The 24,151-nt window shown below is 57.5% G+C and carries 20 protein-coding genes; 13 read left to right on the top strand and 7 right to left on the bottom strand.

Annotated elements, in window-relative coordinates; all coding sequences use genetic code 11:
* Positions 1-256: 256 nt before the first annotated feature.
* Positions 257-982, bottom strand: coding sequence for a histidine utilization repressor (gene hutC / locus PL640_RS11915; protein ID WP_271362074.1), 726 nt, complete (start codon positions 980-982; stop codon positions 257-259).
* A gap of 51 nt (positions 983-1,033) precedes the next feature.
* Positions 1,034-2,380: a formimidoylglutamate deiminase gene (locus PL640_RS11910; RefSeq protein WP_271362072.1), complete on the bottom strand. Its 1,347-nt coding sequence runs from the start codon at positions 2,378-2,380 to the stop codon at positions 1,034-1,036.
* 114 nt (positions 2,381-2,494) lie between these two features.
* Here PL640_RS11910 and hutI point away from each other — a divergent pair, with 114 nt between their 5' ends.
* The 5 genes from hutI (at position 2,495) to PL640_RS11885 (ending at position 8,500) form a co-directional block, all read left to right on the top strand.
* Positions 2,495-3,754: an imidazolonepropionase gene (hutI, locus tag PL640_RS11905; RefSeq protein WP_271362070.1), complete on the top strand. Its 1,260-nt coding sequence runs from the start codon at positions 2,495-2,497 to the stop codon at positions 3,752-3,754.
* Positions 3,751-5,295 (top strand): histidine ammonia-lyase, encoded by a 1,545-nt coding sequence (gene hutH / locus PL640_RS11900; protein ID WP_065117136.1) that lies wholly within the window; start codon positions 3,751-3,753, stop codon positions 5,293-5,295. Before hutI ends, hutH begins: the two co-directional genes overlap by 4 nt.
* Positions 5,296-5,379: 84 nt before the next feature.
* Positions 5,380-6,183: an N-formylglutamate deformylase gene (hutG, locus tag PL640_RS11895; protein WP_271362067.1), complete on the top strand. Its 804-nt coding sequence runs from the start codon at positions 5,380-5,382 to the stop codon at positions 6,181-6,183.
* A gap of 11 nt (positions 6,184-6,194) precedes the next feature.
* On the top strand, positions 6,195-7,868 hold the full coding sequence (gene hutU, locus PL640_RS11890) for a urocanate hydratase (protein ID WP_271362065.1): 1,674 nt from the start codon (positions 6,195-6,197) through the stop codon (positions 7,866-7,868).
* 62 nt (positions 7,869-7,930) lie between these two features.
* On the top strand, positions 7,931-8,500 hold the full coding sequence (locus PL640_RS11885) for a HutD/Ves family protein (protein WP_271362064.1): 570 nt from the start codon (positions 7,931-7,933) through the stop codon (positions 8,498-8,500).
* 44 nt (positions 8,501-8,544) lie between these two features.
* On the opposite strand, the gene PL640_RS11880 is transcribed toward PL640_RS11885, so the two are convergent.
* The 4 genes from PL640_RS11880 to PL640_RS11865 all read right to left on the bottom strand — a co-directional run bounded on the left by PL640_RS11880 (position 8,545) and on the right by PL640_RS11865 (position 13,362).
* Positions 8,545-10,023, bottom strand: coding sequence for a M81 family metallopeptidase (locus tag PL640_RS11880; protein ID WP_271362063.1), 1,479 nt, complete (start codon positions 10,021-10,023; stop codon positions 8,545-8,547).
* A 70-nt stretch (positions 10,024-10,093) separates the two neighbouring features.
* Complete coding sequence (locus tag PL640_RS11875) at positions 10,094-11,182, bottom strand: D-TA family PLP-dependent enzyme (RefSeq protein WP_271362062.1); 1,089 nt, start codon at positions 11,180-11,182, stop codon at positions 10,094-10,096.
* A gap of 32 nt (positions 11,183-11,214) precedes the next feature.
* Positions 11,215-11,610 carry a RidA family protein gene (locus PL640_RS11870; RefSeq protein ID WP_142841782.1) on the bottom strand — a complete coding sequence of 132 codons (396 nt, stop codon included), beginning with the start codon at positions 11,608-11,610 and terminating at the stop codon, positions 11,215-11,217.
* A 384-nt stretch (positions 11,611-11,994) separates the two neighbouring features.
* Positions 11,995-13,362, bottom strand: coding sequence for an FAD/NAD(P)-binding protein (locus PL640_RS11865; RefSeq protein ID WP_271362060.1), 1,368 nt, complete (start codon positions 13,360-13,362; stop codon positions 11,995-11,997).
* A 437-nt stretch (positions 13,363-13,799) separates the two neighbouring features.
* Between PL640_RS11865 and repA the strand changes: the two genes are divergently transcribed.
* From repA to PL640_RS11835, 6 genes are all read left to right on the top strand, one after another.
* Positions 13,800-15,014, top strand: a complete 1,215-nt coding sequence (gene repA, locus PL640_RS11860) for a plasmid partitioning protein RepA (RefSeq protein WP_142841745.1) — start codon at positions 13,800-13,802, stop codon at positions 15,012-15,014.
* A complete protein-coding gene (gene repB, locus PL640_RS11855; RefSeq protein WP_271362059.1) occupies positions 15,011-16,024 on the top strand; it encodes a plasmid partitioning protein RepB in 1,014 nt (337 codons plus the stop codon). The genes repA and repB overlap by 4 nt, the downstream gene beginning before the upstream one ends.
* A gap of 185 nt (positions 16,025-16,209) precedes the next feature.
* Positions 16,210-17,487: a plasmid replication protein RepC gene (gene repC / locus PL640_RS11850; protein ID WP_271362103.1), complete on the top strand. Its 1,278-nt coding sequence runs from the start codon at positions 16,210-16,212 to the stop codon at positions 17,485-17,487.
* 478 nt (positions 17,488-17,965) lie between these two features.
* Positions 17,966-18,178 (top strand): hypothetical protein, encoded by a 213-nt coding sequence (locus tag PL640_RS11845; protein WP_271362058.1) that lies wholly within the window; start codon positions 17,966-17,968, stop codon positions 18,176-18,178.
* Positions 18,179-18,243: 65 nt separating this feature from the next.
* Positions 18,244-18,528 (top strand): hypothetical protein, encoded by a 285-nt coding sequence (locus tag PL640_RS11840; protein WP_271362056.1) that lies wholly within the window; start codon positions 18,244-18,246, stop codon positions 18,526-18,528.
* A gap of 44 nt (positions 18,529-18,572) precedes the next feature.
* Positions 18,573-19,772, top strand: coding sequence for a low temperature requirement protein A (locus tag PL640_RS11835; RefSeq protein WP_271362054.1), 1,200 nt, complete (start codon positions 18,573-18,575; stop codon positions 19,770-19,772).
* Positions 19,773-19,791: 19 nt separating this feature from the next.
* Here PL640_RS11835 and PL640_RS11830 read toward each other — a convergent pair whose 3' ends face one another.
* Positions 19,792-21,261, bottom strand: coding sequence for a glycosyl transferase family protein (locus PL640_RS11830; protein WP_271362053.1), 1,470 nt, complete (start codon positions 21,259-21,261; stop codon positions 19,792-19,794).
* A 147-nt stretch (positions 21,262-21,408) separates the two neighbouring features.
* Here PL640_RS11830 and PL640_RS11825 point away from each other — a divergent pair, with 147 nt between their 5' ends.
* Together PL640_RS11825 and soxR are read left to right on the top strand one after the other, a co-directional pair.
* Positions 21,409-23,517: a TonB-dependent receptor plug domain-containing protein gene (locus tag PL640_RS11825; RefSeq protein ID WP_271362051.1), complete on the top strand. Its 2,109-nt coding sequence runs from the start codon at positions 21,409-21,411 to the stop codon at positions 23,515-23,517.
* A gap of 159 nt (positions 23,518-23,676) precedes the next feature.
* Complete coding sequence (soxR, locus tag PL640_RS11820) at positions 23,677-24,132, top strand: redox-sensitive transcriptional activator SoxR (RefSeq protein ID WP_142841737.1); 456 nt, start codon at positions 23,677-23,679, stop codon at positions 24,130-24,132.
* The last annotated feature ends 19 nt before the right edge of the window (positions 24,133-24,151 follow it).

Below are 24,151 nucleotides of genomic sequence, written 5' to 3'. Positions count from 1 at the left end.
AACTTGATTTCTTTAGAACGAAAGTCGTCGTCGCCAGCAGCGCCGCCGCCCTCGTTCAGTGAGCGGACTTATAAATCCATCACCTCAAACAAGTCAACAGCACAATTCGGAAAAAATAAGAAAATCATTCAACATATTGATTTTTAAAGATAATTTGCGGAAATTCATGAAAACTGGCGGATTTCCGTGCTTTCCCGTCTGGCGCCCGACGCGGCCGCGCCCTTTCGCTTAAAGGAGGATCCCGCCTTTGCTGATCTCAGTCGGAGGAAGGACTGAAGCGGGCGACCAGGGCATGGGCATTGCCGGGATAGGAGAAGCGCACATAGGTGACGGCGCCGGAGTTGCTCCAGGTTCGCCGCTCCACCACAAGGCAGGCCTGCCTGTCAGAGATACCCAGCAGACGGGCAATTTCCTTCGAGGCTATTTCGGCGCTGATCCGGTGTTCGGCATTGCTCCACGGAACATGACCAAGCAGCCAGGGACCGGGCGCGATCTCGGTGAAGTCGGTATCAGCAGCCTCCGGCACGGCGGCCAGATTGATGAGACGCTGCTCGACGCAGAATTCCCGTATGCCTGCGAAATGGATGCAGATGATATCGAGCAAGGGTGCGCCAACGGAAACATCGAGACTTGCACGATCTTCGCTCTTTGCCGCACGCTGCGCGCATTTCAGGATTTTGAAACCGTAATCCAGACCAAGGGATTCCACCTCGGCCCTGATATCGTGAATTTCAAGAACGGCTGACTGGATCTGCGGCTGGCGAACGAAACTGCCTGATTTCTTGCGGCGTTCAATCAAACCCGCCTTGGCAAGTTGACCCATGACCTTGTTGACGGTCATGCGCGAGCAATCATAATGGGTGGCGAGATCGACCTCGAACGGCAACCGGTAACCCGGCGGCCATTCCCCCGAAACGATCCGGCCCTCGATCTCGCTGAGGATAAGCTGATGCAGGGTCTGCCCGGCCGATGCTTTCGTCACGTCCGTAATGCCTTTCCACACCGGCTCGATCTCGTTTCAGTGGAGCCCATATCAGCTATCGAGAAGTTCAGCCATGACCTTGTTGAAGCGCGCCGATATTTCACCGCGGCGGACATGGCGGCCGGCCTGCACCTGTTTTTCACCGCGCACCCAGACGGAATCGACATGGACACCGCCCGAGAATATCCACTGGTCGAGAATCTGGGATGCAGGAAGATAGGACACAGCCGAGATATCCAGTGCGACAAGATCAGCGCTTTTTCCCTTTTCTATCGCATTATGTGATGCCAGGGCCCTGCCGCCGCCTGCAAGCGCCTGCCGGAATAGTTTTTCACCGGTGGAGCCTCCGGCATCGGCAATGACGTTCCGCGCGCGTCGCGACAGACGCTGCGAATATTCGAGTGTCCGCAATTCTTCCGGCAGGGAGATGAGAATGTTGGAATCGGAGCCGACGCCATAATACCCCCCTTCCGTGATAAAATCCGGAGCGGGGAAGATGCCATCACCGAGATTCGCTTCGGTGATCGGGCAGAGGCCCGCAACAGCACCGCTTTTCGCCATGCGGCGCGTTTCGGCCTCCGTCATATGCGTGGCATGGATAAGGCACCAGCGATCATCGACCGGCGCATTCGCGAGAAGCCACTCAACCGGTCGCGCTCCTGAAAAAGCGAGCGAATCTTCGACTTCCTTTGTCTGTTCCGCCACATGAATGTGGATAGGCCCACCCTTTGCCAGCGGCTCGATGGCCGAAAGCTCTTCGCCGGTTACAGCGCGCAGGCTGTGCGGCGCGATGCCCAGCGCGGCACCCGGCAGGGATTTAACCACTGCCTGCGCGCCCTGCATCAGTCGTTCGTAACTGTCGAGTGAATGGATAAAACGTTTCTGCCCGTCGATCGGCGGCTGCCCGCCAAAACCGGAATGCGCGTAAAAGACCGGTAGCAATGTCAGGCCAATACCGGTTTGTGCGGCGGCCGCACCGATGCGTTCGGCCATTTCGGCGATATTGCCGTAATGCGAACCATCCCTGTCGTTGTGCAGATAATGAAATTCCCCGACCCTGCCGAAACCGGCTTCGAGCATTTCCATATAAAGCTGGGCGGCAACCGCCTCGACATGGTCAGGCGTCATGGAGAGCGCAAATTTATACATGACGGTGCGCCAGCTCCAGAAACTGTCATCGGCCGGCCCGCGAATTTCGGCAAGCCCGGCCATGGCCCGCTGAAAGGCATGGCTGTGGAGATTGGGCATGGCCGGAACGATGACGGCATGGCGTTCATCCTGCGGCTGAGGCGAAACGCCGGTTTCGACCGATGAAACAACGCCGCCATCGCAAACAATGCGAACGTCCTGCACCCATCCCCCGGCCATCAGTGCTGTGCCCGCGTGAATTGCCGTCATGCCACCCTCTCCTCTTTTCGTTATGGGCAAGGCCATTTCAGACATGAAATTGCGGCTTGCCAAGCCGATTATTATGTATATACATTTAAGTCATAAAGGAAAGGCGAAAAGCAAATGCCAGGGAACAAATCCGTAAAGGGAACGGCAGCGGCAGACACCACGACCTTGTGGCGCAACGCCCGGCTGGCGACTTTTGATCCAGCCATGCAAGGCATTGGTACGGTCGAAAATGCCGTTATTGCCGTGCGCGGCGGCCGCATCGCCTTTGCCGGCCCGGAAAAGGATCTGCCTGCCGATCTGGCCACAGCCGATGAGATCACCGATTGCGGCGGGCGCTGGGTCACCCCCTCCTTGATCGACTGCCATACTCATCTCGTCTTCGGTGGCAACCGGGCGATGGAATTCGAAATGCGGCTGAATGGCGCGACCTATGAAGAGATCGCCAAGGCGGGCGGCGGCATCGTTTCTTCGGTGCGCGATACGCGCGCCGTCTCGGAACACGCTCTGGTGGCTCAGGCATTGCCGCGCCTCGACACGCTGCTGGCAGAGGGCATCTCCACCATTGAAATCAAATCCGGTTATGGTCTCGATATAGAGACTGAACTGAAAATGCTGCGTGTTGCCCGCAGGCTTGAAACGCTGCGGCCGGTGCGGATCGTCACCAGCTATCTGGCAGCCCATGCGACGCCCGCCGAGTATAAGGGCCGCAACGCCGATTACATTACCGATGTCGTTCTGCCGGGGCTGGAAAGAGCCCATGCCGAAGGGCTGGTGGATGCGGTGGACGGCTTTTGCGAAGGCATCGCCTTCTCCGTCGAGGAGATCACCCGCGTCTTCGAAAAAGCACGGCAGCTTGGTCTTCCCGTCAAACTGCATGCCGAGCAGCTTTCCGATCTTGGCGGGGCAAAGCTTGCCGGCTCCTATGGCGCACTTTCGGCCGATCATCTGGAATATCTGGATGAGACAGGCGCAAAGGCGCTGGCGAAAGCGGGAACCGTGGCCGTGCTTTTGCCCGGCGCCTTTTATGCGCTCCGGGAAAAACAGGCCCCGCCGGTTCAGGCCCTGCGCGATGCGGGCGCGATAATCGCGCTGGCGACGGATTGCAATCCCGGCACTTCACCGCTGACTTCGCTGCTTTTGACCATGAATATGGGTGCCACGCTTTTCCGCATGACAGTGGAAGAGTGCCTTGCGGCGACGACGCGCAATGCCGCCAAGGCGCTTGGCCTGCTTGCGGAAACCGGCACGCTGGAGGCCGGCAAATCCGCCGACTTCACTATCTGGGATATCGAGCGCCCGGCCGAGCTTGTCTACCGCATCGGTTTCAACCCGCTCCATGCCCGCATTTTCAAGGGACAGAAGGTTTCGTCATGACCATGAAGACCATCACGCTTCACCCCGGCAATGTAGCCCTTGCCAACCTCGCCGATATCTACTGGAACAATGGCGCTGCGAAGCTCGACCCCTCATTCGACGCGGGCATAAAAAAGGCGGCGGCGCGCATAGCGGAGATCGCCGCTGGCAACGCGCCTGTCTATGGAATCAATACCGGTTTCGGAAAACTCGCTTCCATCAAGATCGATGCGGCCGATGTGGCGACGCTACAGCGGAACCTTATCCTGTCGCATTGCTGCGGCGTGGGCGCTCCGCTTCCTGAAAATGTCGTGCGGCTGATCATGGCGCTGAAGCTGATTTCACTCGGCCGCGGCGCCTCCGGTGTACGGCTGGAACTGGTGCGGCTGATCGAGGCCATGCTGGAAAAGGGCGTCATTCCGGTCATCCCGGAAAAGGGCTCGGTCGGCGCCTCGGGCGATCTTGCGCCGCTCGCCCATATGGCCGCCGTGATGATGGGCGAAGGCGAGGCTTTTTATCAAGGAGGGCTTCTGCCCGCCGGCGAAGCGCTTGCGAAAGCCGGGCTGACACCGGTCGTTCTCGCCGCCAAGGAAGGCCTGGCGCTGATCAATGGCACGCAGACCTCGACGGCGCTGGCGCTGGCCGGTCTTTTCCGTGCCCATCGCGCCGCACAGGCCGCATTGATTACCGGCGCACTTTCTACCGATGCCGCCATGGGTTCGTCGGCTCCTTTCCATCCTGATATTCACACCCTGCGCGGCCACAAGGGCCAGATTGATGCCGGTGCGGCGTTGCGTAATCTGCTGGAAGGTTCGGAAATCCGCGTCAGCCATATTGAGGGTGACGAGCGGGTGCAGGATCCCTATTGCATTCGCTGCCAACCGCAGGTGGATGGCGCCTGCCTTGATCTTCTACGGCAGGTGGCACGCACGCTGGAAATCGAAGCCAATGCGGTGACCGACAATCCGCTGGTGCTATCAGACAATTCCGTCGTATCCGGCGGCAATTTCCACGCCGAACCAGTGGCCTTTGCCGCCGACCAGACGGCACTTGCCATCTGCGAAATCGGCGCGATCGCCCAGCGACGCGTGGCACTACTGGTCGATCCGGCCCTTTCCTACGGTCTGCCCGCTTTTCTTTCCAAAAAGCCGGGTCTGAATTCCGGCCTGATGATCGCCGAAGTGACGTCCGCCGCGCTGATGAGCGAGAACAAGCAGATGGCGCATCCGGCCTCGGTGGATTCCACACCGACCTCCGCCAATCAGGAAGATCACGTGTCCATGGCCTGCCATGGTGCTCGTCGCCTGCTGCCAATGACCGAAAATCTCTTCGCCATCCTTGGGATTGAAGCCCTTTCCGCCATCCAGGGCGTGGAGTTGCGTGGACCGCTGAAAACCAGCCCGGAACTGCAAAAGGCGATTGCCGTGCTGCGTGCATCAATCCCCTCGCTGGAAGAGGACCGTTATATGGCGCCGGATCTGAAGGCGGCAGCTGAGCTGATTGCTACCGGCGCTCTGGTTTCCGTGATTTCGGATGACATTTTGCCGAAGCTGGAGGTTTGAGATGACAAGCCAATTGTTTTCCTCCGTTCCGGTCGGTGCGTTGGGGTTACCCTCTCTGCCCGGCAGTGCAGAAGGAGCTGATCAATGAAAACGCCCTTCTCGCTTCACCAAGGCACCTCGCCGATCATTCTCGGGCTGCCTCACACCGGTACGGATGTGCCGGCTGCGATTTGGGATCGCCTCAACGATAACGGCAGGATTCTCGCCGATACCGACTGGCATATCCATGAACTCTATGAAGGGCTTCTCGATAACGCGACAACCGTAAGGGCGACCTTCCACCGCTACGTCATCGATGCCAACCGCGACCCGGCCGGAGTGAGCCTTTATCCGGGCCAGAACACGACGGGACTGGTTCCGGAAACCGATTTCGACGGCAAGCCCATCTGGAACGAGGGGCAGCAACCGGATGACGCTGATATCGCCTATCGGCTGGAAACCTTCCACGCGCCCTATCATGCAGCCCTTGCAGCGGAAATCGAGCGGGTGAAGGCCATTCACGGCATCGCCATTCTCTATGATTGCCATTCGATCCGCTCGCATATCCCCTTTCTTTTTGAGGGTAAGCTGCCGGATTTCAACATCGGCACGGATATGGGCAAGACCTGCGATCCGACGATCGAAAAAATTGCCGTGGACGTGACCGCTGCCGCTGACGGTTACGACAGCATTCTGAACGGCCGCTTCAAGGGCGGCTGGACGACCCGGCATTATGGAAAACCGGAAGCCGGCGTGCACGCTATCCAGATGGAGTTGGCGCAATCCACCCATCTCGCCAGTGAGGTACCGCCTTTCGCCTATGACGCGCAAAAGGCGGAACGCCTGCGTAACCATCTCAAAACCATTCTCACGCGTATGGAAAATTTCGCGCTCGAGACGCAACGATAAGGGGAAATCACATGGATAATCCGCGCCACAATATTCGCGAAGTCCGCGCGCCGCAGGGCAATGAGCTGAACGCCAAAAGCTGGATGACGGAAGCGCCGCTGCGCATGCTGATGAACAATCTCGACCCTGATGTCGCCGAGCGGCCGCATGAGCTGGTGGTTTATGGCGGCATCGGCCGCGCCGCCCGCACTTGGGAAGATTTCGACCGCATCGTCGCGACGCTGAAGGATCTGACCGAGGACGAAACCCTCATCGTGCAGTCTGGCAAACCGGTTGGCGTATTCCGCACCCACAAAGATGCGCCGCGGGTTTTGATCGCCAATTCCAATCTCGTGCCGCATTGGGCCAACTGGGACCATTTCAACGAGCTGGATAAGAAGGGGCTGGCCATGTACGGCCAGATGACGGCCGGTTCATGGATTTACATCGGCACGCAGGGCATCGTGCAGGGTACTTATGAGACCTTCGTCGAGGCCGGCCGCCAGCACTATGGCGGCAACCTCAAGGGCAAATGGATCCTCACCGGCGGTCTTGGCGGCATGGGCGGCGCACAGCCGCTGGCCGCCGTCATGGCAGGCGCCTGCTGCCTAGCCGTCGAATGCGATGAAACCCGCGTCGATTTCCGTCTGCGCACCCGTTATGTCGATGCAAAGGCACACACGCTCGATGAGGCGCTGGCACTCATCGATCAATGGACCAAGGCAGGCGAAGCGAAATCCGTCGGCCTGATCGGCAATGCGGCAGAAATCTTCCCTGAACTGTTTCGCCGTGGCGTCCGCCCCGACATGGTCACCGACCAGACCTCGGCGCATGATCCGATCCACGGTTATCTGCCGGCCGGCTGGACCGTTGCCGAATGGCGCGCCAAGCAGGAAAGTGACCCGAAAGCAGTCGCCGCTGCCGCCCGCGCCTCGATGAAGGTCCACGTGCAGGCCATGGTCGATTTCTGGAATGCCGGTGTTCCGACGCTCGATTACGGCAACAACATCCGCCAGGTCGCCAAGGATGAAGGGCTGGAGGACGCTTTCGCCTTCCCCGGCTTCGTTCCCGCCTATATCCGTCCGCTGTTTTGCCGCGGTATCGGCCCGTTCCGCTGGGCGGCACTTTCGGGCGATCCGGAAGACATCTACAAGACTGACGCCAAGGTGAAAGAACTGCTGCCTGACAACAAGCACCTGCATAACTGGCTGGATATGGCACGCGAGCGCATCGCGTTTCAGGGCCTGCCGGCGCGTATCTGCTGGGTCGGGCTTGGCGACCGCCATCGTCTGGGCCTTGCCTTCAACGAAATGGTGAAGAACGGCGAGCTGAAAGCGCCTGTTGTCATCGGTCGCGACCATCTCGACAGCGGTTCCGTCGCCTCGCCCAACCGCGAAACCGAAGCCATGAAGGACGGTTCGGATGCCGTGTCGGACTGGCCGCTCCTGAATGCGCTGCTCAACACCGCTTCCGGCGCGACCTGGGTTTCGCTGCACCATGGCGGCGGTGTCGGCATGGGCTTCTCCCAGCATTCCGGCATGGTCATCTGCGCCGATGGCACCGACGATGCCGCTCGCCGGCTTGAGCGTGTGCTCTGGAACGACCCGGCAACCGGCGTCATGCGCCATGCCGATGCCGGTTATGAGATCGCCGTGGATTGCGCCAAGGAGCAGGGCTTGCGCCTGCCTGGCATTCTCGGCAATTGATTCGTGTTTGGCCGGAAATGCGGAAGGCGTTTCCGGCCAGCACCGTGCGGAGTTAGAAAATCATGACCCTGTTGCGCGCAAGCGATTACAAACGCATGCCCTGGAAAAATGGCGGTGGCGAAACCGTGGAAATCGCCATCTTCCCGCCAGCCGCCTCCGTGAATGATTTCGATTGGCGAATCAGCATGGCAACCGTTGCAACCGACGGACCATTTTCGATTTTTCCCGGCATAGACCGCACCCTGTCCATTCTTCAGGGCAATGGCATGGCGCTTGCGATCGCAGCCAACGAGCCACTGCTGCTGACGATGGAGAGTGCACCCCTGCCCTTTTCGGCGGATGTTCCTGTCAATGCGACATTGCCCGGCGGCCCGATCGTCGATCTGAACGTCATGACCCGCCGCTCGGCTTTCCGCCATACCGTGCAAAAGCGCTCCGGCACATTTTCCGCGACAGCAGAGGGTGTCACAACATTCATCCTCGCGCTCGATGCGCTTGTGGTCTCCAGCGGCGATGAAAAAGCCAATCTCGATCGGCTGGACAGCCTGTTGATCGAAAACAGTCGGCCTTTCACTGTCGAGCCCGATCAAAATACGGGCGCGTTTTTCCTCATTACACTTCAGCCCCTCTGAAGCGACCGCACGCCTGAAGCAGTCCCGCTTTTACTGGAAAAGTCCTAGTCCAGACCCAGCGGATCGGCCACACGTGGCCAGAGCTTGAGGCTCGCTTTGCGATAAGCGGTTTTAGCAGGATCGGTCGGATAAGAGGTCGGTGCCGCAATATAGACGATCTCCGAGGCGACAGGCGCAAAACCCGCATGGAAATGATTGGTTGACTTGACCAATAGGACGTCTTTTTTAGCGAAATCGATCCCGAGATTGGAAAAGATATCCGGCTCATAAGTTTGGGTGCGACTGGTGATGAGGATGATATCGATCTCTGTGCCAACCGGCCGGACAACGGCAGCGCGGCCAAGCGTGACGCGGCTGTTGCGGAAACTCTGCCAGCCGGCCTCAACGGTGCGCATCACTTTTATGCGGAAGTCGAGCGGCTCACCGCCCTCGGGGCTGGATTTGCCGCCGATGCGCAGATCGATCTCTGCCCCCTCGCCCGCGGCGTGACAGAAAGAGACCGCAATCGGATCCCAGATCGTTGCGACACCGATGTTATCCATGCCGCGCTCCACCATCCGCCGCAGGATATAGGTGGCATCACCCGCAACGCCACCACCCGGATTGTCCCATATATCCGACACCACGACCGGCTTGCCCGGATTGCCGCTGCGAATGGCAAGTACCTTGTCAAGGCCTGACTCCGTATCCAGCATGGGCATGGCGGTCAGTTTGCGCATGGCATAAAGTTCATGGCCGAGCTTTTCGGCCAGCGCATCGCCCTTCTCCCGGTCTCCATCTGTAACGACGACGATCCGCGTGCCCATATCCGGCACATCGCCCGCCATGAAACCGTGGATGACCGAAATCGACAGGATGCCGTCCTTGCCTTCCATCGCCTTCAAACGGTCCACATAAGACCGCATCGGCTCGCGGCTGGTCGGATAAATGGTGATCATGCGGCAATCGAACGTGGAAATGACGGGTTTAATCTCACCACGCAGGGTACGCAGCGCCAGTTCAACGACATGCTCGCCGCGTTCTTCGAAATCGGTGTGGGGAAACTCCAGGAACGCCGCCATGAGGTCGAGATTTTTAACTCTCAGCGCCGTCAGATGGCTGTGGGGGTCAAATTCCGCCGCGATCAGCACGTCGGGCCCCACCATTGCGCGCACGCGCGACAGAAAATCACCTTCCGGATCATCATAACCCTGCGCCACCATTGCGCCGTGAAGACCGAGAACGACCGCATCAACCGGCAGCGCTTCCCGGAGCTCCGCAAGGATCGTATCGCGCAGCGTTTCATAAGTCTGGCGCTGGATGAGACCTGCAGGCTCTGCCCAGCAGGACGTGCCCTCAATCACCGTAAACCCTTCCGCCTTGCCGCGACGCCGCAGGATTGGCACCGGCGAAGAGCAGAGCGTCGGTGTTTCCGGATGTTCACCCGGCCCGGCATAAAAAGCCGCGCGGAAAGCATCCATATCCGTCGGGACGGGCGAAAACGTATTGGTTTCGGTGGCGAGCGACGCCGTGAATATACGCATTTTTGTATTTCTCGTTACCGGGACTGCTTTAGGCAGTTTTCTGTCTCTTAATGTGATTAGCCGGGTAATCTTACCAGACGGTACCACGTGCGGCCACGTCTTCAACCCGGGTCACAAGGCCGTTTCGATGAAACACCATCCTGTCGAAAAGGTTGCTGACGACGCAGGTATGGTTCGGCACGACCTTGACCACATCACCGATTTCCGGCCTGCCGGACGTGCACCCGGATAGATCGACAACTGCATGTTCTTCCGAAAGCGAGATGATTTTTGCACCTTCATAACCTTCGATCAGCCCGTAATCGCTAAAACCAAGAAGATCGGAGGTCAAAGCCTTGGAACCGCAATCGAGCACGGCCCGATCGGGCGTGGGCCGCGACACAACAGTGGCAAGAACATGCATTGCCAAATCACCAGCCGCACAATGACCGGCGCGCAGCATGGCGCGGTCATTATAGACATAGGTGCCAGCCCGGTGTTCGGTTGCCGAAGGCACAAGGTGTGCGGCGTAAAAATCCGGTGAACCGCCGCTGGAGCGCACAGGGCATTCGATGCTTTTCGCCGCCAGCAGCGCCATTGTCTCGCGAATGAAACTCTCGACCTTTTCAGCGCCGCCCGGTGCCGGATAGGTCAAAATGCCTTTGAAAACGAGACCCGGAGCCGCATCGATCTTTTCCGCAAGCACCAGGGCGGCTTCCGGCGTCTGTACGCCACAGCGCTTTCCGCCGGTATCGCATTCGACAAGCACGGCGAGCGGCCTTTCCGCATCAAACTTGCGAGCAAGGCCAGCAATCGTCGCTGCACTGTCGGCGACGACACTCAACCGGCCGATACGCGCATTCAGCGCCTTTAGTCGCGACAATTTCGCTGCGCCAAGAATATTAAAGGTAATCAGGATGTCGTCGAAGCCGGCATCCGCGAAAACTTCCGCTTCGCTGACCTTCTGGCAATTGATGCCGATCGCGCCGGCCTGAAGCTGTTGCCTGGCGATAGCCGGAATCTTGTGCGTCTTGATGTGCGGCCGGAAGGCCTTGCCATGCTCATCGAGATAGGATTGCGCCTTGAGAATATTGGCCGCAAGCCGATCTTCATCGATCACCGGCATCGGCGTTGAAATCGCATCGAGTGGTGTGCCCTCTTCAGGCCAGGGATAGGTCATCATATGCTCTCAAAGCCATAAAAATCAGATAGTTAAGCCAACGGCTTATAAGCGATAACGTCCATTTCCACCTTTGCATCGACCATCAGCGGCGACTGCACGGTGGAGCGAGCCGGCGGATGATCAATGAAATATTTCTGGAAAACAGCGTTGAAGCTCGAAAAGTCGCGGGCATCGTCCAGCCAGACATTAACCTTCACCACATCGGCAAGCGTGCAATCGGCAAGCGCCAGAACATCCTTGATATTGGCTACAACCTGCTCGGTCTGGGCCACGATGCCGCCGGTCACCACTTCCCCGTCAATAGTCGGCACCTGCCCGGAAACATAGACAAAATCGCCGGCCCGAACGGCCTTGGCAAATGGTCGACGTTGGCCGCCGGCCTGATTATCAGCCGTTGCGAACCTCACCAGCTTCTGCTTTTCCATCAAAACCTCGCAAATAATTTTCATCATTATCGCACTTTCCGGAATTTATAGCCGGTTTTACGGCAAAATTCCATAAGCGATGTAAATTATTTAGCAAACTGGAGGAAACGCACCTGTCACGCCATTGCCAGCACGAAATCGCTAATCCGGCCTTACATCAGGGATGAGCGTTATTCTCGAGAAATCAACTCTTGCTACAAGAGCATTCGATAGGTTCCCATCCACCACTCCCAGGCAAGTGGTTCCGACCCGTGCCTTCAGGTTTGGAAATCAACAACTGTTCGTTCGTTAGCTATTCGCGAACTGGGAAAGTTTGCCGCGGCTAACACCAGGGATGGTCAATCCGGAGATGACCAGCGGCGAACAAATATGCCTCGAGCACAGTTACCCCTGCGCTGACACCCTGCCTGTAACGTGTTGCGCAATTTTTTGCGCCTGTACGCGAATATCCGGCACAGCGGTTATTTCCCACAAGCGGCCCGCCGTCAGGGCGCCAGCGGCGAAGAGGCCGGGCCAGCTTTGTCCATCCGCTCGCAACAGGCGGGACTCGTCGTCCACCTCAACGCCGAGACCCAGAGGATCCAGCAGAAGCACACTGTCATTTCGCATATTTTCCAAGAGGCGCGAATGCCCAATGCCCGCTCGCTCCATACCGGTGCAATTGACAACCCAGTCCACCTGCAGCTCTTTCGATATCTGCGTATGCCGGCGGCGGTAGCGCAGGGTAATACCTTCATCCTGCTCTTCAACGGAGTTCAGATAACCCGCGTGGACTTCCAGAACATCGTCCGCAAGCAGTTTCTCAAAAGCCGCATGAACCTCCGGCGCGATGCGGTGCCGGTGAATATTCCACCATGGCAGGGCATGCCGAAGAAACCTGCTTCTTTGAGCAACCGTGAGAACTTGCCAAAGCGACTGCGTTCTCGGCCGCAATCCATCCATCACCGTCCGCCATGGCGCGCCGCCCCTCACCTGTTTGCGCAAAGACTGTAACAGACGGCTAATCTCAGTGGTTTCCTCTGGTAATATCGGATCGACGGGCGGCAAAGGGGGGCTGATATGCGGATGCGGCACAAGCCCGCGCCGAGACAGAACATGGATTGGCCCCGTGTGCCCTTTTCCCCGCAGGGTCAGCACCTGATCAATCATCGTCAACCCGGAACCGAGAATACAGACGCGGTCGCCCGTCTTGACCTTCGACAGCCATCCCGGCTGCCAGCAGTGACCGATGATCCGCTGCGCCCTGCCCTCGTCATTCGCGACAGTTTGCACCGGCAAACTGGCCGCCCCGACACCCACACACAGAACAACGTTTTGCGCGCGCATGGTCTCACCGTTTTCGAGCACGAAGGTGAATCCGCCCGCATCGGCAGGGCGACAGGTGGAAGCCTTGGCCCGAATGAAATCTACCCTTGCTCTCTGTTCCCGACTTCTCAACAGGGTGGCCAATCTATCTCTCAGATAGAGACCATAATCTCCGCGCGATGCAAACAGTAGCGGATCGTCCCCTATCCCGCTTTCCTTCAGCCAGTCGACGAAATCATTCGGGCGATCAGGAAAGACACTCATACGTCCAGCCGGCACATTCAGCCGGTGATAGGGTAGTTCGGTACGATAGGCCGTTCCACGCCCAAAGTCAGACTCATCGCCAACAATAACGATCGAGGCCTTCGCTGGCAGAGAAGAGAGAAGATGGGCCGCAGTACAGATGGCAGCGAAGCCGGACCCGACGAGAGCAACATCATAGGACATTCATTCCTCCAACCTGCGACAGTATGAATAGCCACCCGGGAGCGCGCGGCCCAACGATACTCTAGTCAATGAGTAGAGATTAAACGCCTGCGAATGTCCACCCTTCACTTTTCCGCACTGCGTCTGGCCGAAAGTCGAACATCTCTATATCCGCTGCGGAAAGTTAGCCGCGGCTAACTCCGAGGGCTTTGAATCACCGATAGCAGGATAGTCGGTAATCGCTTTCACCGACCAATATTAAAGAAGTTAGCCGCGGCTAACCGTCAAACTGTCACAAAACCCAAATGTGATTCTTCCACAATGCTTTAGCGGCACTTTCGCAATCGGGAAAAAAGGCTATTGCGCCGAAAAGAGAATCGGCGCTTATATCTCAGTTGCGGAAAAAACCGCCTTTTTCGAAAAAAACCGCCACTGCGATATCGAGCGAAAGAAGACAAATGACACAGAGTGCCGACTCAAGACGTGCTGCAGGGGCCCCCGACCTGACGGGCCTTATACAACAGCATTCGGCTGCACTGTCAGCCCAATTGCAGGCGCATAATGCAAATACATTTTCACCCCACACCGAAAAGAGCATGCGACATTTCTCGCCTGCCGAAACCGCACGGCTGATTGGAATTGGCGAGGCTTATCTTCGCCAGATCGCGGCTGAGCGTCCGGAACTTGACGCGGCACAGGCCTCAGGCCGCCGCTCCTATTCCGTTGAAGACATGCATGAGATCAGAAAGCTTCTCGATCAGGGCGCACGTGGCACACGCCGCTACCTGCCCCACCGTCGTGACGGCGAAGAACTCCAGGTTATCGCCGTCATGAATTTCAAGGGCGGCTCCGGAAAGACCACAACATCAGCGCATCTGGCGCAATATCTGGCGCTGCGCGGTTATCGGGTTCTCGCAATCGATCTTGATCCGCAGGCCAGTTTATCCGCTCTCTTCGGTCATCAGCCGGAGATCGATGTCGGCCCGAATGAAACACTCTATGGCGCGATCCGCTATGACGAGGAACGTCGTCCGATCGCCGAGATCGTTCGTGGCACCTATATTCCCGGCCTTCACATCGTTCCGGGCAATCTGGAGCTCATGGAGTTCGAGCACGACACGCCTCGCGCACTGATGCGTCGCGCTCCGGGTGACACGTTGTTTTTTGCCCGCATCGGTCAGGCAATCGCCCAGGCCCAGAATTTCTATGACGTCGTCGTGATCGATTGCCCACCGCAACTCGGTTACCTGACACTTTCGGCATTGACGGCAGCTACCTCGGTTCTCGTCACCGTTCATCCGCAGATGCTGGACGTCATGTCCATGAACCAGTTTCTCGCCATGACCGGCGATCTTCTCGCCGAAATCGGCCGGGCAGGTGCGCGATCGGACTATAACTGGATGCGTTATCTCATCACCCGGTTTGAACCCAGTGACGGCCCGCAAAACCAGATGGTTGCTTTCCTGCGTTCGATCTTCGGTGAAAACGTCCTCAATCATCCGATGCTGAAGAGCACGGCTGTCTCTGACGCCGGATTGACCAACCAGACGCTTTTCGAGGTCGAGAGAACCCAGTTCACCCGCTCGACCTATGATCGCGCGCTGGAAGCCATGAACAATGTAAACGCTGAAGTCGAAGGACTGATCAAAAAAGCGTGGGGTAGGGCAGCATGAGCAGAAAGCAGATTTTCGCAAATCTCGGTACACCATCTACCGACAACAACGACGCAGCTACTGAGCGGGCGCGGCCACGCATCAGGCCCATCCTTGGTTCTCCCGATCTGGTGACTGATGTTGCCAACTCACCGGTTGGTATGATCGGCCAGTCCCTGAACGAAGTTTCTGAACGTGCAAAGCGTGCTGAAGAGATCGAAAAGCGGCTAGCCGAGGGTCTGACGATCGTTTCACTCAATCCTGCCGATATTGATCCTTCGTTCATACCGGATCGGATGCCGGCTTCCGAAGAAGCGGATGCAGGTCTGGTGGAAGCCATTCGCGAGCAGGGACAGCAGGTTCCCATTCTGGTGCGCCCGCATCCCGAGTTTCCGGGCCGCTATCAGGTTGCCTTCGGTCATCGCCGTCTGCGTGCCGTCTCGAGCCTTGGTATTCCGGTCAAGGCCGTCGTTCGCGATCTTAGTGATGAACAGCTGGTCGTAGCGCAGGGACAGGAAAACAACGAGCGTCGCGATCTCACCTATATCGAAAAGGCGCGCTTTGCCCAGAAACTGCAGATGCGGTTTCCCCGTGATACGATCATGGCGGCAATGTCGTTGCATAAAGGCGATCTTTCCAACATGCTGTCAGTCGTCGGCCGCATTCCGGAGGACCTGGTCGATCTTATCGGTCCCGCGCCCAGCGTCGGTCGCCGTAACTGGATGGATCTTGCCGATCAGCTTTCCTCGTCGCAGGTCAAGGAAGCTGCCCGCGCCTATGTCAGGGAGCCTTCCGTTGCTGCGCTTGTCTCCGAAGACAGATTCAAATCACTTCTGGATTTCCTGAAGCCCAAGGCCCAGGCGAAAAAAGCCGGTGTCTGGTCGTCGGAAACCGGTGGTCGATTGGCAAAGGTGGTTGAGAGCGACCGCAAGCTGGACATCTCAATCGACAAGAACGAAGCCCCGGAATTTGCCGAATTCGTTCTGGAACATCTGCAGGCGCTGTTTGCCGAATACCGATCCAAGCAGTGATTTTTAACTCGAACGACTAACAGGAGACGCATTACAAAAGAAAAAAGCCCCCGAACGTTGCCGCACGGAAGCCTTTCTTTGATCTAAGCAACCAAAGAATCTCATTTCCGCGAATCATAGTCAAGAGTCTTGGCATCGAATTTTTCGGTGAGCGATTTTCTTTTGCCTTGTGAAAGGTGAAAGACATGGACAGCACACATGTAACGACGCCCTTTGGGCGGCGAGCGATGTCGTTTGGCGTTCTCGCAACTCAGTTTGCCGCACAGAAAAACAGGAAAACCGAAGCGGTCGATAAATGGAAACTCTATCGTTCGGTCTGTGAAGCAAGACCATTGCTTGGCGTGACCGATCGATCGCTTGCGGTTTTGAACGCGCTTTTGAGTTTCTATCCAAAGAACGAGCTCTCCAGCGAAGCCGGTCTGGTCGTCTTCCCGTCCAATACGCAATTGTCGCTGAGAGCCCATGGCATGGCCGAACAGACGTTGCGCCGGCATCTCTCGGCTCTCGTCGAAGCCGGTCTCATTATCCGTAAAGATAGTCCAAACGGAAAACGCTACGCCCGCAAGCACAGGGGAGGGGAGATCAGCGAAGCCTATGGTTTCTCGCTGGCGCCGCTTCTTGCCCGCAAAGCGGAAATTGAAGACCTGGCTGAACGCATCATTCGCGAGCGGCTCGATCTTCAACGGCTTCGCGAAAGCATCAGCCTTTGCCGCCGTGATATCCAGAAACTCTGCGAAATGATTGCAGCCAGCGGCCGGACTGAAACAGTCGAAGGGTTTCAGACCCGCTACAATGCCGTTGCCCGCTCGCTTGGCCGCAATTCAAAACCCGCTGAACTCAAGGAAATCGCCGGTTTTCTGGCCTCGCTACGCGCAGAAGTGACCAACTATCTGGAAAATATTGAAAAATCCGAAGATTTGAGCGGCAATGACTGCCAAAATGAGCGCCTCATAAAGAATTCAGAATCCGAATCCATATCTAAACCGCAAGATTTGCGTGAACCGGCGACGGTTCCACTGGTCGCAAGCACCGCAGCTCAGCCAGCATATGCCGCACCTGCCAGTGCAAACACTTCGCCACCAACGCTCAAGCCTGTTGTTCATAAGCAATTTTTTGTTCCTGATATTGTTTTGGTTTTGAAGGCTTGCCCGGATATCTCGCTCTATGCCCCAGGCGGAGCTGTGACAGGCTGGCGCGATCTGGAGGTGGCAACCTCCGTCATCAGAACCATGTTCAACATCAGCCAGTCGGCTTATCAGGAGGCGCTTACCGCTTTCGGTCGACAGGGGACGGCGGCTATCCTTGCCTGCCTGCTGCAGAAGGCGGAGCAGATCAGTTCGCTGGGTGGATATCTCCGCAATCTGACCCGGAAGGCACAGGAGGGTGGTTTTGATCTTCAAGCCATGCTGCTGGCGCAGCTGCGCGGTCGCACGGACAAGCTGGAGGCAACCATGCGAGCGTAAAACCTGAACCGCCGGGGAAATGGCGATAGCTTGCGAAAAAGCCTGTCCGCAGGTAGATTTGCACTGTTTTCAGAACCCCAGAGAGATTCGCGGTATGGCTGCTGTTGAACACACCAGCATTCAGCCAACGAGAACTCCTATGGTTAATGCAAGGTAATGAAAGTTAAATAGCACTTAGCTTTCGTTTGCGCTTTTCAACGATTGGTTTCAATCGCTTGAGTCCGAGGTGTTTTGGTCGCGTAGCGGTACCGATTGGGTCATATACGTGTTATTTTAGGTCTCATTCCCCCGCAAAAAGCGGAAGGGTAAGCCCTTTAACAGACGTGCAAAACTGTTGCTCACGATGTTTTGGTAACGGCCAGAGGCAATCATTTTGTAGACGATTGCTGGCCGGAAATGCCGGCACAAATCGGCAGGATTGAACCTTCGGCGTCATTACGCGTTTCCGCCTGATTGTTGAAAAAGGAACGCCGCGCTCATGGTTTTCCCAGACGATATGGAGCTGGCCGTTGCTCTTTATATGGCGGACAATGCCTTGCCCCGGCACCTGGCGATTGAGAAGCTCTTGAAAGCGGAGCTCGAAGGTGCGGGCTATCTGACTGGAGGCTTGGGCCGGCCGCCTGAAATAGTCGATGGGCAGCCAAGCGCTGATTATGTGCAATATCGCAGCTATCTCGACGGAGAGGCCTGACAGCGTCGGAACAAAAACGGGTGCAGGCTGTTTATGGCGCAAATAATTACGCCAGGGATAGACCGATGTTGCCCAAGTCCATTTTTCTCGCCGCTGCCTTCATCTGCGTGACGGCGCTGCCGGTAGTTGCCCAGCCCATCGAGGTCAGCACGCTGGAGCATGATAATGCCCGGAACGTCACATTCTCTGAGGCATCTGCCGCACCCGATTATATTACGGACGTCCTGGGCAGGAAGATAAGAATGGTAGGGCCGCGCTTTTATCCAGACAGTGCGCGCGCGCTCGAGTTTCCCGGACGAACTTCGAGCCTAGATACATCTGGCGTGGACGCTGATCTCTCACAACGATGAGAGGGGCAGCGACTTTATAGTTCACGAACAGGCGCAGAAGCAGAATGGGAACTGAAACAAAGATCTCCGGGTGCACGCCGGCTGCGGAAAGCTGGATCAGGCGGGAAGGACAGGACGCTGAAAAGGCGACTTTCCCCGAGCTGTTTTTTGATCTGGTTTTTGTCTTCGCACTCATCCAGCTCTCGCATGCATTGGCAAAGGATTTCGGGCCAACGGCTGCGCTTGAGGCAGGCATTCTGATATTGTCGTTATGGTGGCTGTGGATACACACCACCTGGATCACCAATCTGCTGAATACGGAAAAGGAGCCGGTCCGGATTCTCCTCTTTGTCCTGATGTTCGGTGGGGTTCTGCTGGCCATCGCTCTGCCGGAAGCTTTTGCGGAACAGGGGTTCGTTTTCGCCCTCATCTACAGCACCATGCAGGTGGGGCGGAGCCTTTTTGCGCTCTATGCTTTCAAGGGAGAAGACCGGCAGTCGTTTCTGGTTTTCGTGCGCGTGACGATCTGGCTCGTCATATCAAGCCTGTTCTGGCTGGCCGGCGGGCTGCTCGATCTAACGGACCGTATTCTCCTGTGGGGTGTGGCATTGGCGATCGAATATGCGGGGCCGGCCTGCCGTTATGTGGTGCCGGGTGTGGCATCCAGCGACGAGGACCGGCTGCATCTTTCCGGCGAACACCTGGCGGAGCGCTGTGCTCTGTTCGTGATCATCTGCCTTGGCGAAACCATTCTCACCACCGGCCGCACGGCCACCGAATATATGAATTCGACCCTAACATTCATTGTTTTCTGCTCGGCCTTCGTCAGCACCGTAGTGATGTGGTGGATTTATTTCCATCACGGGCAGGAGGAAGCGTCCAGAAAGGCTGAGAACGCCGAAGAGAAAGCGAAGATCGCCCATAATCTTTTCAACTATGGCCACCTGCCCATCGTGGCGGGCATTATCCTGACGGCTGTGGGAGAGGATTTCAGCCTTTCCCACGCCCGGGAGGACGCAACGTTGAGGGAGGCCATCGCTATTCTTGGCGGCCCGGTTTTGTTTCTGGCCGGTAATATCGGTGTCAAGATTGCCGCCACTTACCAGCGGCCCGTCTCGCATTTTGCCGGTTTGGTGGCGCTCTGCCTGCTTTTGCCGGTGCCGGGCATACCGCTTTATATTCTGCAACTGGCAAGCACGGGCGTCCTGCTGCTCGTTGCCGTGTGGGAGTATCTGGCACTGAAAAAATCAGTCGCCAACGCCTGAGCTTTCAGGCCCCGAGCTTTCAGACATTGACGAAATTACGCGCCCGGTCGTGCCACAGCCGCAGGCTGCGGGCATAGGCCTCTTCAAATAGCATGGTCATGTCGGTGACCAGCATCAGCGCGATTGCAGCCGTGGAGATGATGGTGGTTTCCGCCCTTTCGTCTCTGGCTGCCCCCGTCCAGACTGCCCGCCAATATTCGAAGGTGGTGAACATGGTCGGCATTTCGGCGGGTGGCGTTTCGCGGGCTGGAATGACGAATTCCACATCCTTGCCTTTGGAAAGGCCAAAAATCCGGGTGCTGCGAAACGGTGTGAATTGCGCAAAATCCCGCGTATTGCCGAGAATGGCGAGGTTTTCCACCGAAAGCAGCCGCGCAGTGTCGCGGTGAAGCTCCTGGTAGGAGGGGCGGGCGACACCGATGATGGCGCTTCTGGCGCGCAGCGGATTGAGAAGATGCACGACCGTATTGAGCGGCAGGCGCATTTCCAGAATGCCGTGCAGGCCAAGCAGGCTCTGGAACTGCAGAGACAGGCCGCCAATCGGCAAATAGGCGATCCGTTCCGAGGCTGTGGCCTCGGCCGCCTGCGAAAGGGAATGGCAGAGGGGAATTCCACAGGCTTCAGCTGCAAGTTCGAGCTTGCCGCCATTTTCTCCCTGACCCACATGGCCGTGCAACAAAACGCTGTATCCCGCCATGGAAACGAGGCGGGCGGAATGCAGGAACCAGGGTGCGTCACGATGTTTGGGCGACATATAGGCCGGCCAGTCGAGATCAACGGCGGCAGGCCGCTGCCGGTCTCTTTCTATATGCTGCCACATGGCTTCAATGAAACCGGCAAGCTCCGCTGCGGTCCCACCGCGATAATGCATGGTTGCAAGCAGCGCCCCGATTTGGATCGGATCGGCATTGCCGTCGAGAATGATCGCCAGCGCATCCATCGCCTCCTCCTGGCTGAGCGGGCGGCTATTGCCGATGCCCATTGCCGAGGTCGCGATATATTTGGCAAGCCGCTGCTGCGGATCGGCATTGTGGCCAATACGGGCGAGACGATCAGCGATGTTTTCCGGTGTCGGCTGGCCTTCCAGCACAACGCTCGGGCGAAGTGAAAGCGGTGGCGCCTTCATCAGCACCGGCCGTTCCCAGCCACTTTTATTGGCAGCGGCGGGTAGTTCCGGTTTCTCCCGTGAGTAATCGATCAGGTTATCCGCTTCCGCTGCCAGCGAGCGGATCCGCAACCGCATGTTCTCGGCAAAGGGGGTCGGACGCAGGCCCTGGCCGGTGCGTAAAAACAGCTGGTCTCCGTATTTCTCCCGCAGCTGCTGCAATATGCGGCTCATCGAGGAAACAGGCATTCCCATACCGGCCGCGGCTCGGCTGACACTGCCTTCCCGCAGCAACGCGTCGAAAGCGACAAGTAATTTCAGCTGTCCAAGCCTGTCTGGCTTTGTCGGGGAAGCTGATTGTTCTTTTCTCTTGCCGGTTGTCATCTTGCGATTTTTTTACTCCGCCGCTGAGTGGAGGAGCCCTTTTTGCAATTTCTGGAATTTAGAATGGTTCGAAAACAAACGCATTGCGCCCGCACTCCCTCCTAAATAAGTGGGGTTAAATTCTCAAGTTAAATGCGGGGGCGTAACATGGAATTGAAGTACCGCGGCCGGAACAACGCTGCGACAATAATAAAGGCCGGTCTTGCGGCAGCAACGGCCGGAACGGCGCTGGGCTTTGCTCTGCCCGTTTATGCGCAGCAGGCATCCGATGGAACGACGGTTCTCCAGCAGATCGTCGTCACCGCATCCGGCTTCGAGCAGAATGTGAAGGATGCGCCTGCCAGCATCACCGTTGTCACGCGCGAGGATCTGGAAAAGGGATCCTATCGCGATCTGACAGATGCTCTGCGTGAAGTGCAGGGTGTATCTGTCACCGGCATCGCCAATGAAAAGGATATTTTCATTCGCGGATTGCCCGGCGCTTACACGCTGATTCTCGTTGACGGCAAGCGGCAGAGCACCCGCGATGCCCGCACTAACGGTAACTCCGGTTTCGAACAGAGCTTCGTGCCGCCGGTTTCGGCGATTGAGCGCATCGAGGTCGTGCGTGGACCGATGTCCTCGCTTTATGGTTCAGATGCGATGGGCGGCGTCATCAACATCATCACCCGCAAGGTCGGCGATGTCTGGTCCGGCTCCGTCACCACCGAGGGTACGGTTCAGCAGCATTCCAAATTCGGCAATAGCGGCCAGGTCTCCTGGTATGCCAATGGGCCGATCCTGAAGGACCAGCTGGGCCTGCAGGTCTGGGGCAGGGGCTTCACACGCGGCGAAGATAGCGTCCTCAACGGCACCACTGGCGCCAAGGAATATGACTTCAACGGCCGTCTGACGTTTACGCCGAATGAAGACCACGATATCTATCTCGAAGGTGGCAAGACGCGGCTTCGCCGCAGCGCCGAACCCGGTGATACGCTGGCGGCGGCGACACTCAACAGCACCTACAACACCAATACGCGTGATCATTGGTCCCTGTCGCATACCGGCCGCTGGGGGCCGACCACATCGGAATTCTCCTTCCAGCAGGACTGGTCGGAGCGCACCAATTTCACCCGCGACATCCGGACGGGACGCGTGACAGAAGATCCGCGCTCGCCGGAAGTGCGCAACAGCGTTCTTGACGGCAAGTTCACCACGCCCTTTGAATTGTTTGGCAACCACACGCTGGTTACGGGCGGTCAATATTTCGAGGCGCAGCTGACGGACCAGAATCCGGGTCGCCGTACCGGCCGCGACGAAACCTTCTCGGCAACGCAATGGGCGCTTTTTGTCGAGGATGAATGGCGCATTGTCGATAATTTCGCGCTGACGGGCGGTCTTCGTCTGGATAACCACGAAAGATACGGCAATCATTTCAGCCCGCGTCTTTACGGCGTCTGGAGTGCGACGGAGGAGCTGACCATCAAGGGCGGCATTTCCACCGGTTTCCGCGCGCCTGAAATCCGCCAGGTCGCGCCGGGTTATGCCTATACGACCGGCGGCGGTGGTTGCACCTATGGTCCGAGCGGCACTTGCGGCGTCATTATCGGTGATCCGAGCCTGGAGGCGGAAAAGAGCACGAGCTACGAAGTGGCCGCACTCTGGGACAATGGTGATGTCGCGCTTGGCGCTACCTATTTCTACACCGATTTCAAGGACAAGATTTCCAACGCGCTGGTGCTCAATCCGGATGGAACGCCTGCCCGCTGGAGCGAGGACCGCAATTATCGCCTCTGGTATAACTACAATATCGACGATGCGGTGATTCAGGGTGTGGAGCTGACCGCAACCTGGTACGCCACGCCGGAACTGACGCTGCGTGGTAACTATACCTACACACATTCCGAACAGAAAACCGGTGATTATGAAGGTTTCCCGCTGGCGCGGACACCGGAGCATATGGCCAATCTGCGGGGTGACTGGGTGACACCGATCGATGGTCTCGAAGCCTGGGCCTCGATCAACTATCACGGATCGGAAATCAATGCCGGACCGCGTATCGGCACCAATGGTACGCCGGTGACGATCAATGGTAAGGTCGGGCGCAAATATGAGGCCTACACCACCCTCGACATCGGTGCGAAATATGCGGTTGCCGAAAATGTCGATCTTAACGCTGCGGTCTACAACGTTTTCGACAAGGATGTCGGCACTGACGATTTCAACACTGTCATGGAAGGCCGACGCTTCTGGATCAGCATGACGGCGAAGTTCTGATCACGCCTTGTTTGCAGGATTTGAAGGGGCGCCCACCGGGCGCCTCTTTTTTTGACCATTCACCTATTGACCTCAACTATAGTTGAGGAATTATACCGGCTGCTCTTCAACGAGTTTCCGCGTTTCCGAGCGGAAATCGTTCCGGAAACAGGAGCCAGAATGGAAAGTACCGTGTTCAAGCACAGCCTGACGGTGGGGGAGGTTGCCCATCGTAGCGGCGTTGCGGTTTCCACCATCCATTTTTACGAAGCAAAGGGCTTGATCGAGGGCTGGCGTACTGCCGGTAATCAGCGCCGTTATCATCGCGCCGTCCTTCGGCGTATAGCCATCATCCGCATCGCCCAGCGGGCCGGTATCCAGCTCAGCATCATCAGGGATGCGATGGCGGATTTGCCACAGGATCGGGTAGCGACGGCGGCGGACTGGCGACGGTTCTCACAGTCCTGGCGGGAGATGCTTCAGCTTCGCATCAACAATCTGGTGATGCTGCGCGACCAGCTTACCGGCTGCATCGGTTGCGGTTGCCTTTCTTTGGACGATTGTCCGCTACGCAATCCGAACGATGTCCTGGCCGATGACGGCGCAGGTCCGCGCCGTCTCGTACCCGGTGAATGAGGGATATTTCCTGGCGGTT

Origin of the sequence: Agrobacterium sp. ST15.16.024, from assembly GCF_027956545.1 — a bacterium.
Classification (GTDB): Bacteria; Pseudomonadota; Alphaproteobacteria; order Rhizobiales; family Rhizobiaceae; genus Agrobacterium; species Agrobacterium cucumeris.
This window is presented reverse-complemented; position numbering and strand designations above follow the sequence as displayed.

Coding starts and splice junctions, on each gene's coding strand:
- repA (WP_142841745.1), top strand. CDS start 13,800: ATGACACAGAGTGCCGACTCAAGACGTGCTGCAGGGGCCCCCGACCTG.
- PL640_RS11910 (WP_271362072.1), bottom strand. CDS start 2,380: ATGACGGCAATTCACGCGGGCACAGCACTGATGGCCGGGGGATGGGTG.
- repC (WP_271362103.1), top strand. CDS start 16,210: ATGGACAGCACACATGTAACGACGCCCTTTGGGCGGCGAGCGATGTCG.
- hutI (WP_271362070.1), top strand. CDS start 2,495: ATGCCAGGGAACAAATCCGTAAAGGGAACGGCAGCGGCAGACACCACG.
- hutH (WP_065117136.1), top strand. CDS start 3,751: ATGACCATGAAGACCATCACGCTTCACCCCGGCAATGTAGCCCTTGCC.
- hutU (WP_271362065.1), top strand. CDS start 6,195: ATGGATAATCCGCGCCACAATATTCGCGAAGTCCGCGCGCCGCAGGGC.
- PL640_RS11885 (WP_271362064.1), top strand. CDS start 7,931: ATGACCCTGTTGCGCGCAAGCGATTACAAACGCATGCCCTGGAAAAAT.
- PL640_RS11870 (WP_142841782.1), bottom strand. CDS start 11,610: ATGGAAAAGCAGAAGCTGGTGAGGTTCGCAACGGCTGATAATCAGGCC.
- PL640_RS11825 (WP_271362051.1), top strand. CDS start 21,409: ATGGAATTGAAGTACCGCGGCCGGAACAACGCTGCGACAATAATAAAG.
- PL640_RS11845 (WP_271362058.1), top strand. CDS start 17,966: ATGGTTTTCCCAGACGATATGGAGCTGGCCGTTGCTCTTTATATGGCG.
- PL640_RS11875 (WP_271362062.1), bottom strand. CDS start 11,182: ATGACCTATCCCTGGCCTGAAGAGGGCACACCACTCGATGCGATTTCA.
- PL640_RS11840 (WP_271362056.1), top strand. CDS start 18,244: ATGTTGCCCAAGTCCATTTTTCTCGCCGCTGCCTTCATCTGCGTGACG.
- repB (WP_271362059.1), top strand. CDS start 15,011: ATGAGCAGAAAGCAGATTTTCGCAAATCTCGGTACACCATCTACCGAC.
- PL640_RS11865 (WP_271362060.1), bottom strand. CDS start 13,362: ATGTCCTATGATGTTGCTCTCGTCGGGTCCGGCTTCGCTGCCATCTGT.
- PL640_RS11835 (WP_271362054.1), top strand. CDS start 18,573: ATGGGAACTGAAACAAAGATCTCCGGGTGCACGCCGGCTGCGGAAAGC.
- hutG (WP_271362067.1), top strand. CDS start 5,380: ATGAAAACGCCCTTCTCGCTTCACCAAGGCACCTCGCCGATCATTCTC.
- soxR (WP_142841737.1), top strand. CDS start 23,677: ATGGAAAGTACCGTGTTCAAGCACAGCCTGACGGTGGGGGAGGTTGCC.
- PL640_RS11880 (WP_271362063.1), bottom strand. CDS start 10,023: ATGCGTATATTCACGGCGTCGCTCGCCACCGAAACCAATACGTTTTCG.
- PL640_RS11830 (WP_271362053.1), bottom strand. CDS start 21,261: ATGACAACCGGCAAGAGAAAAGAACAATCAGCTTCCCCGACAAAGCCA.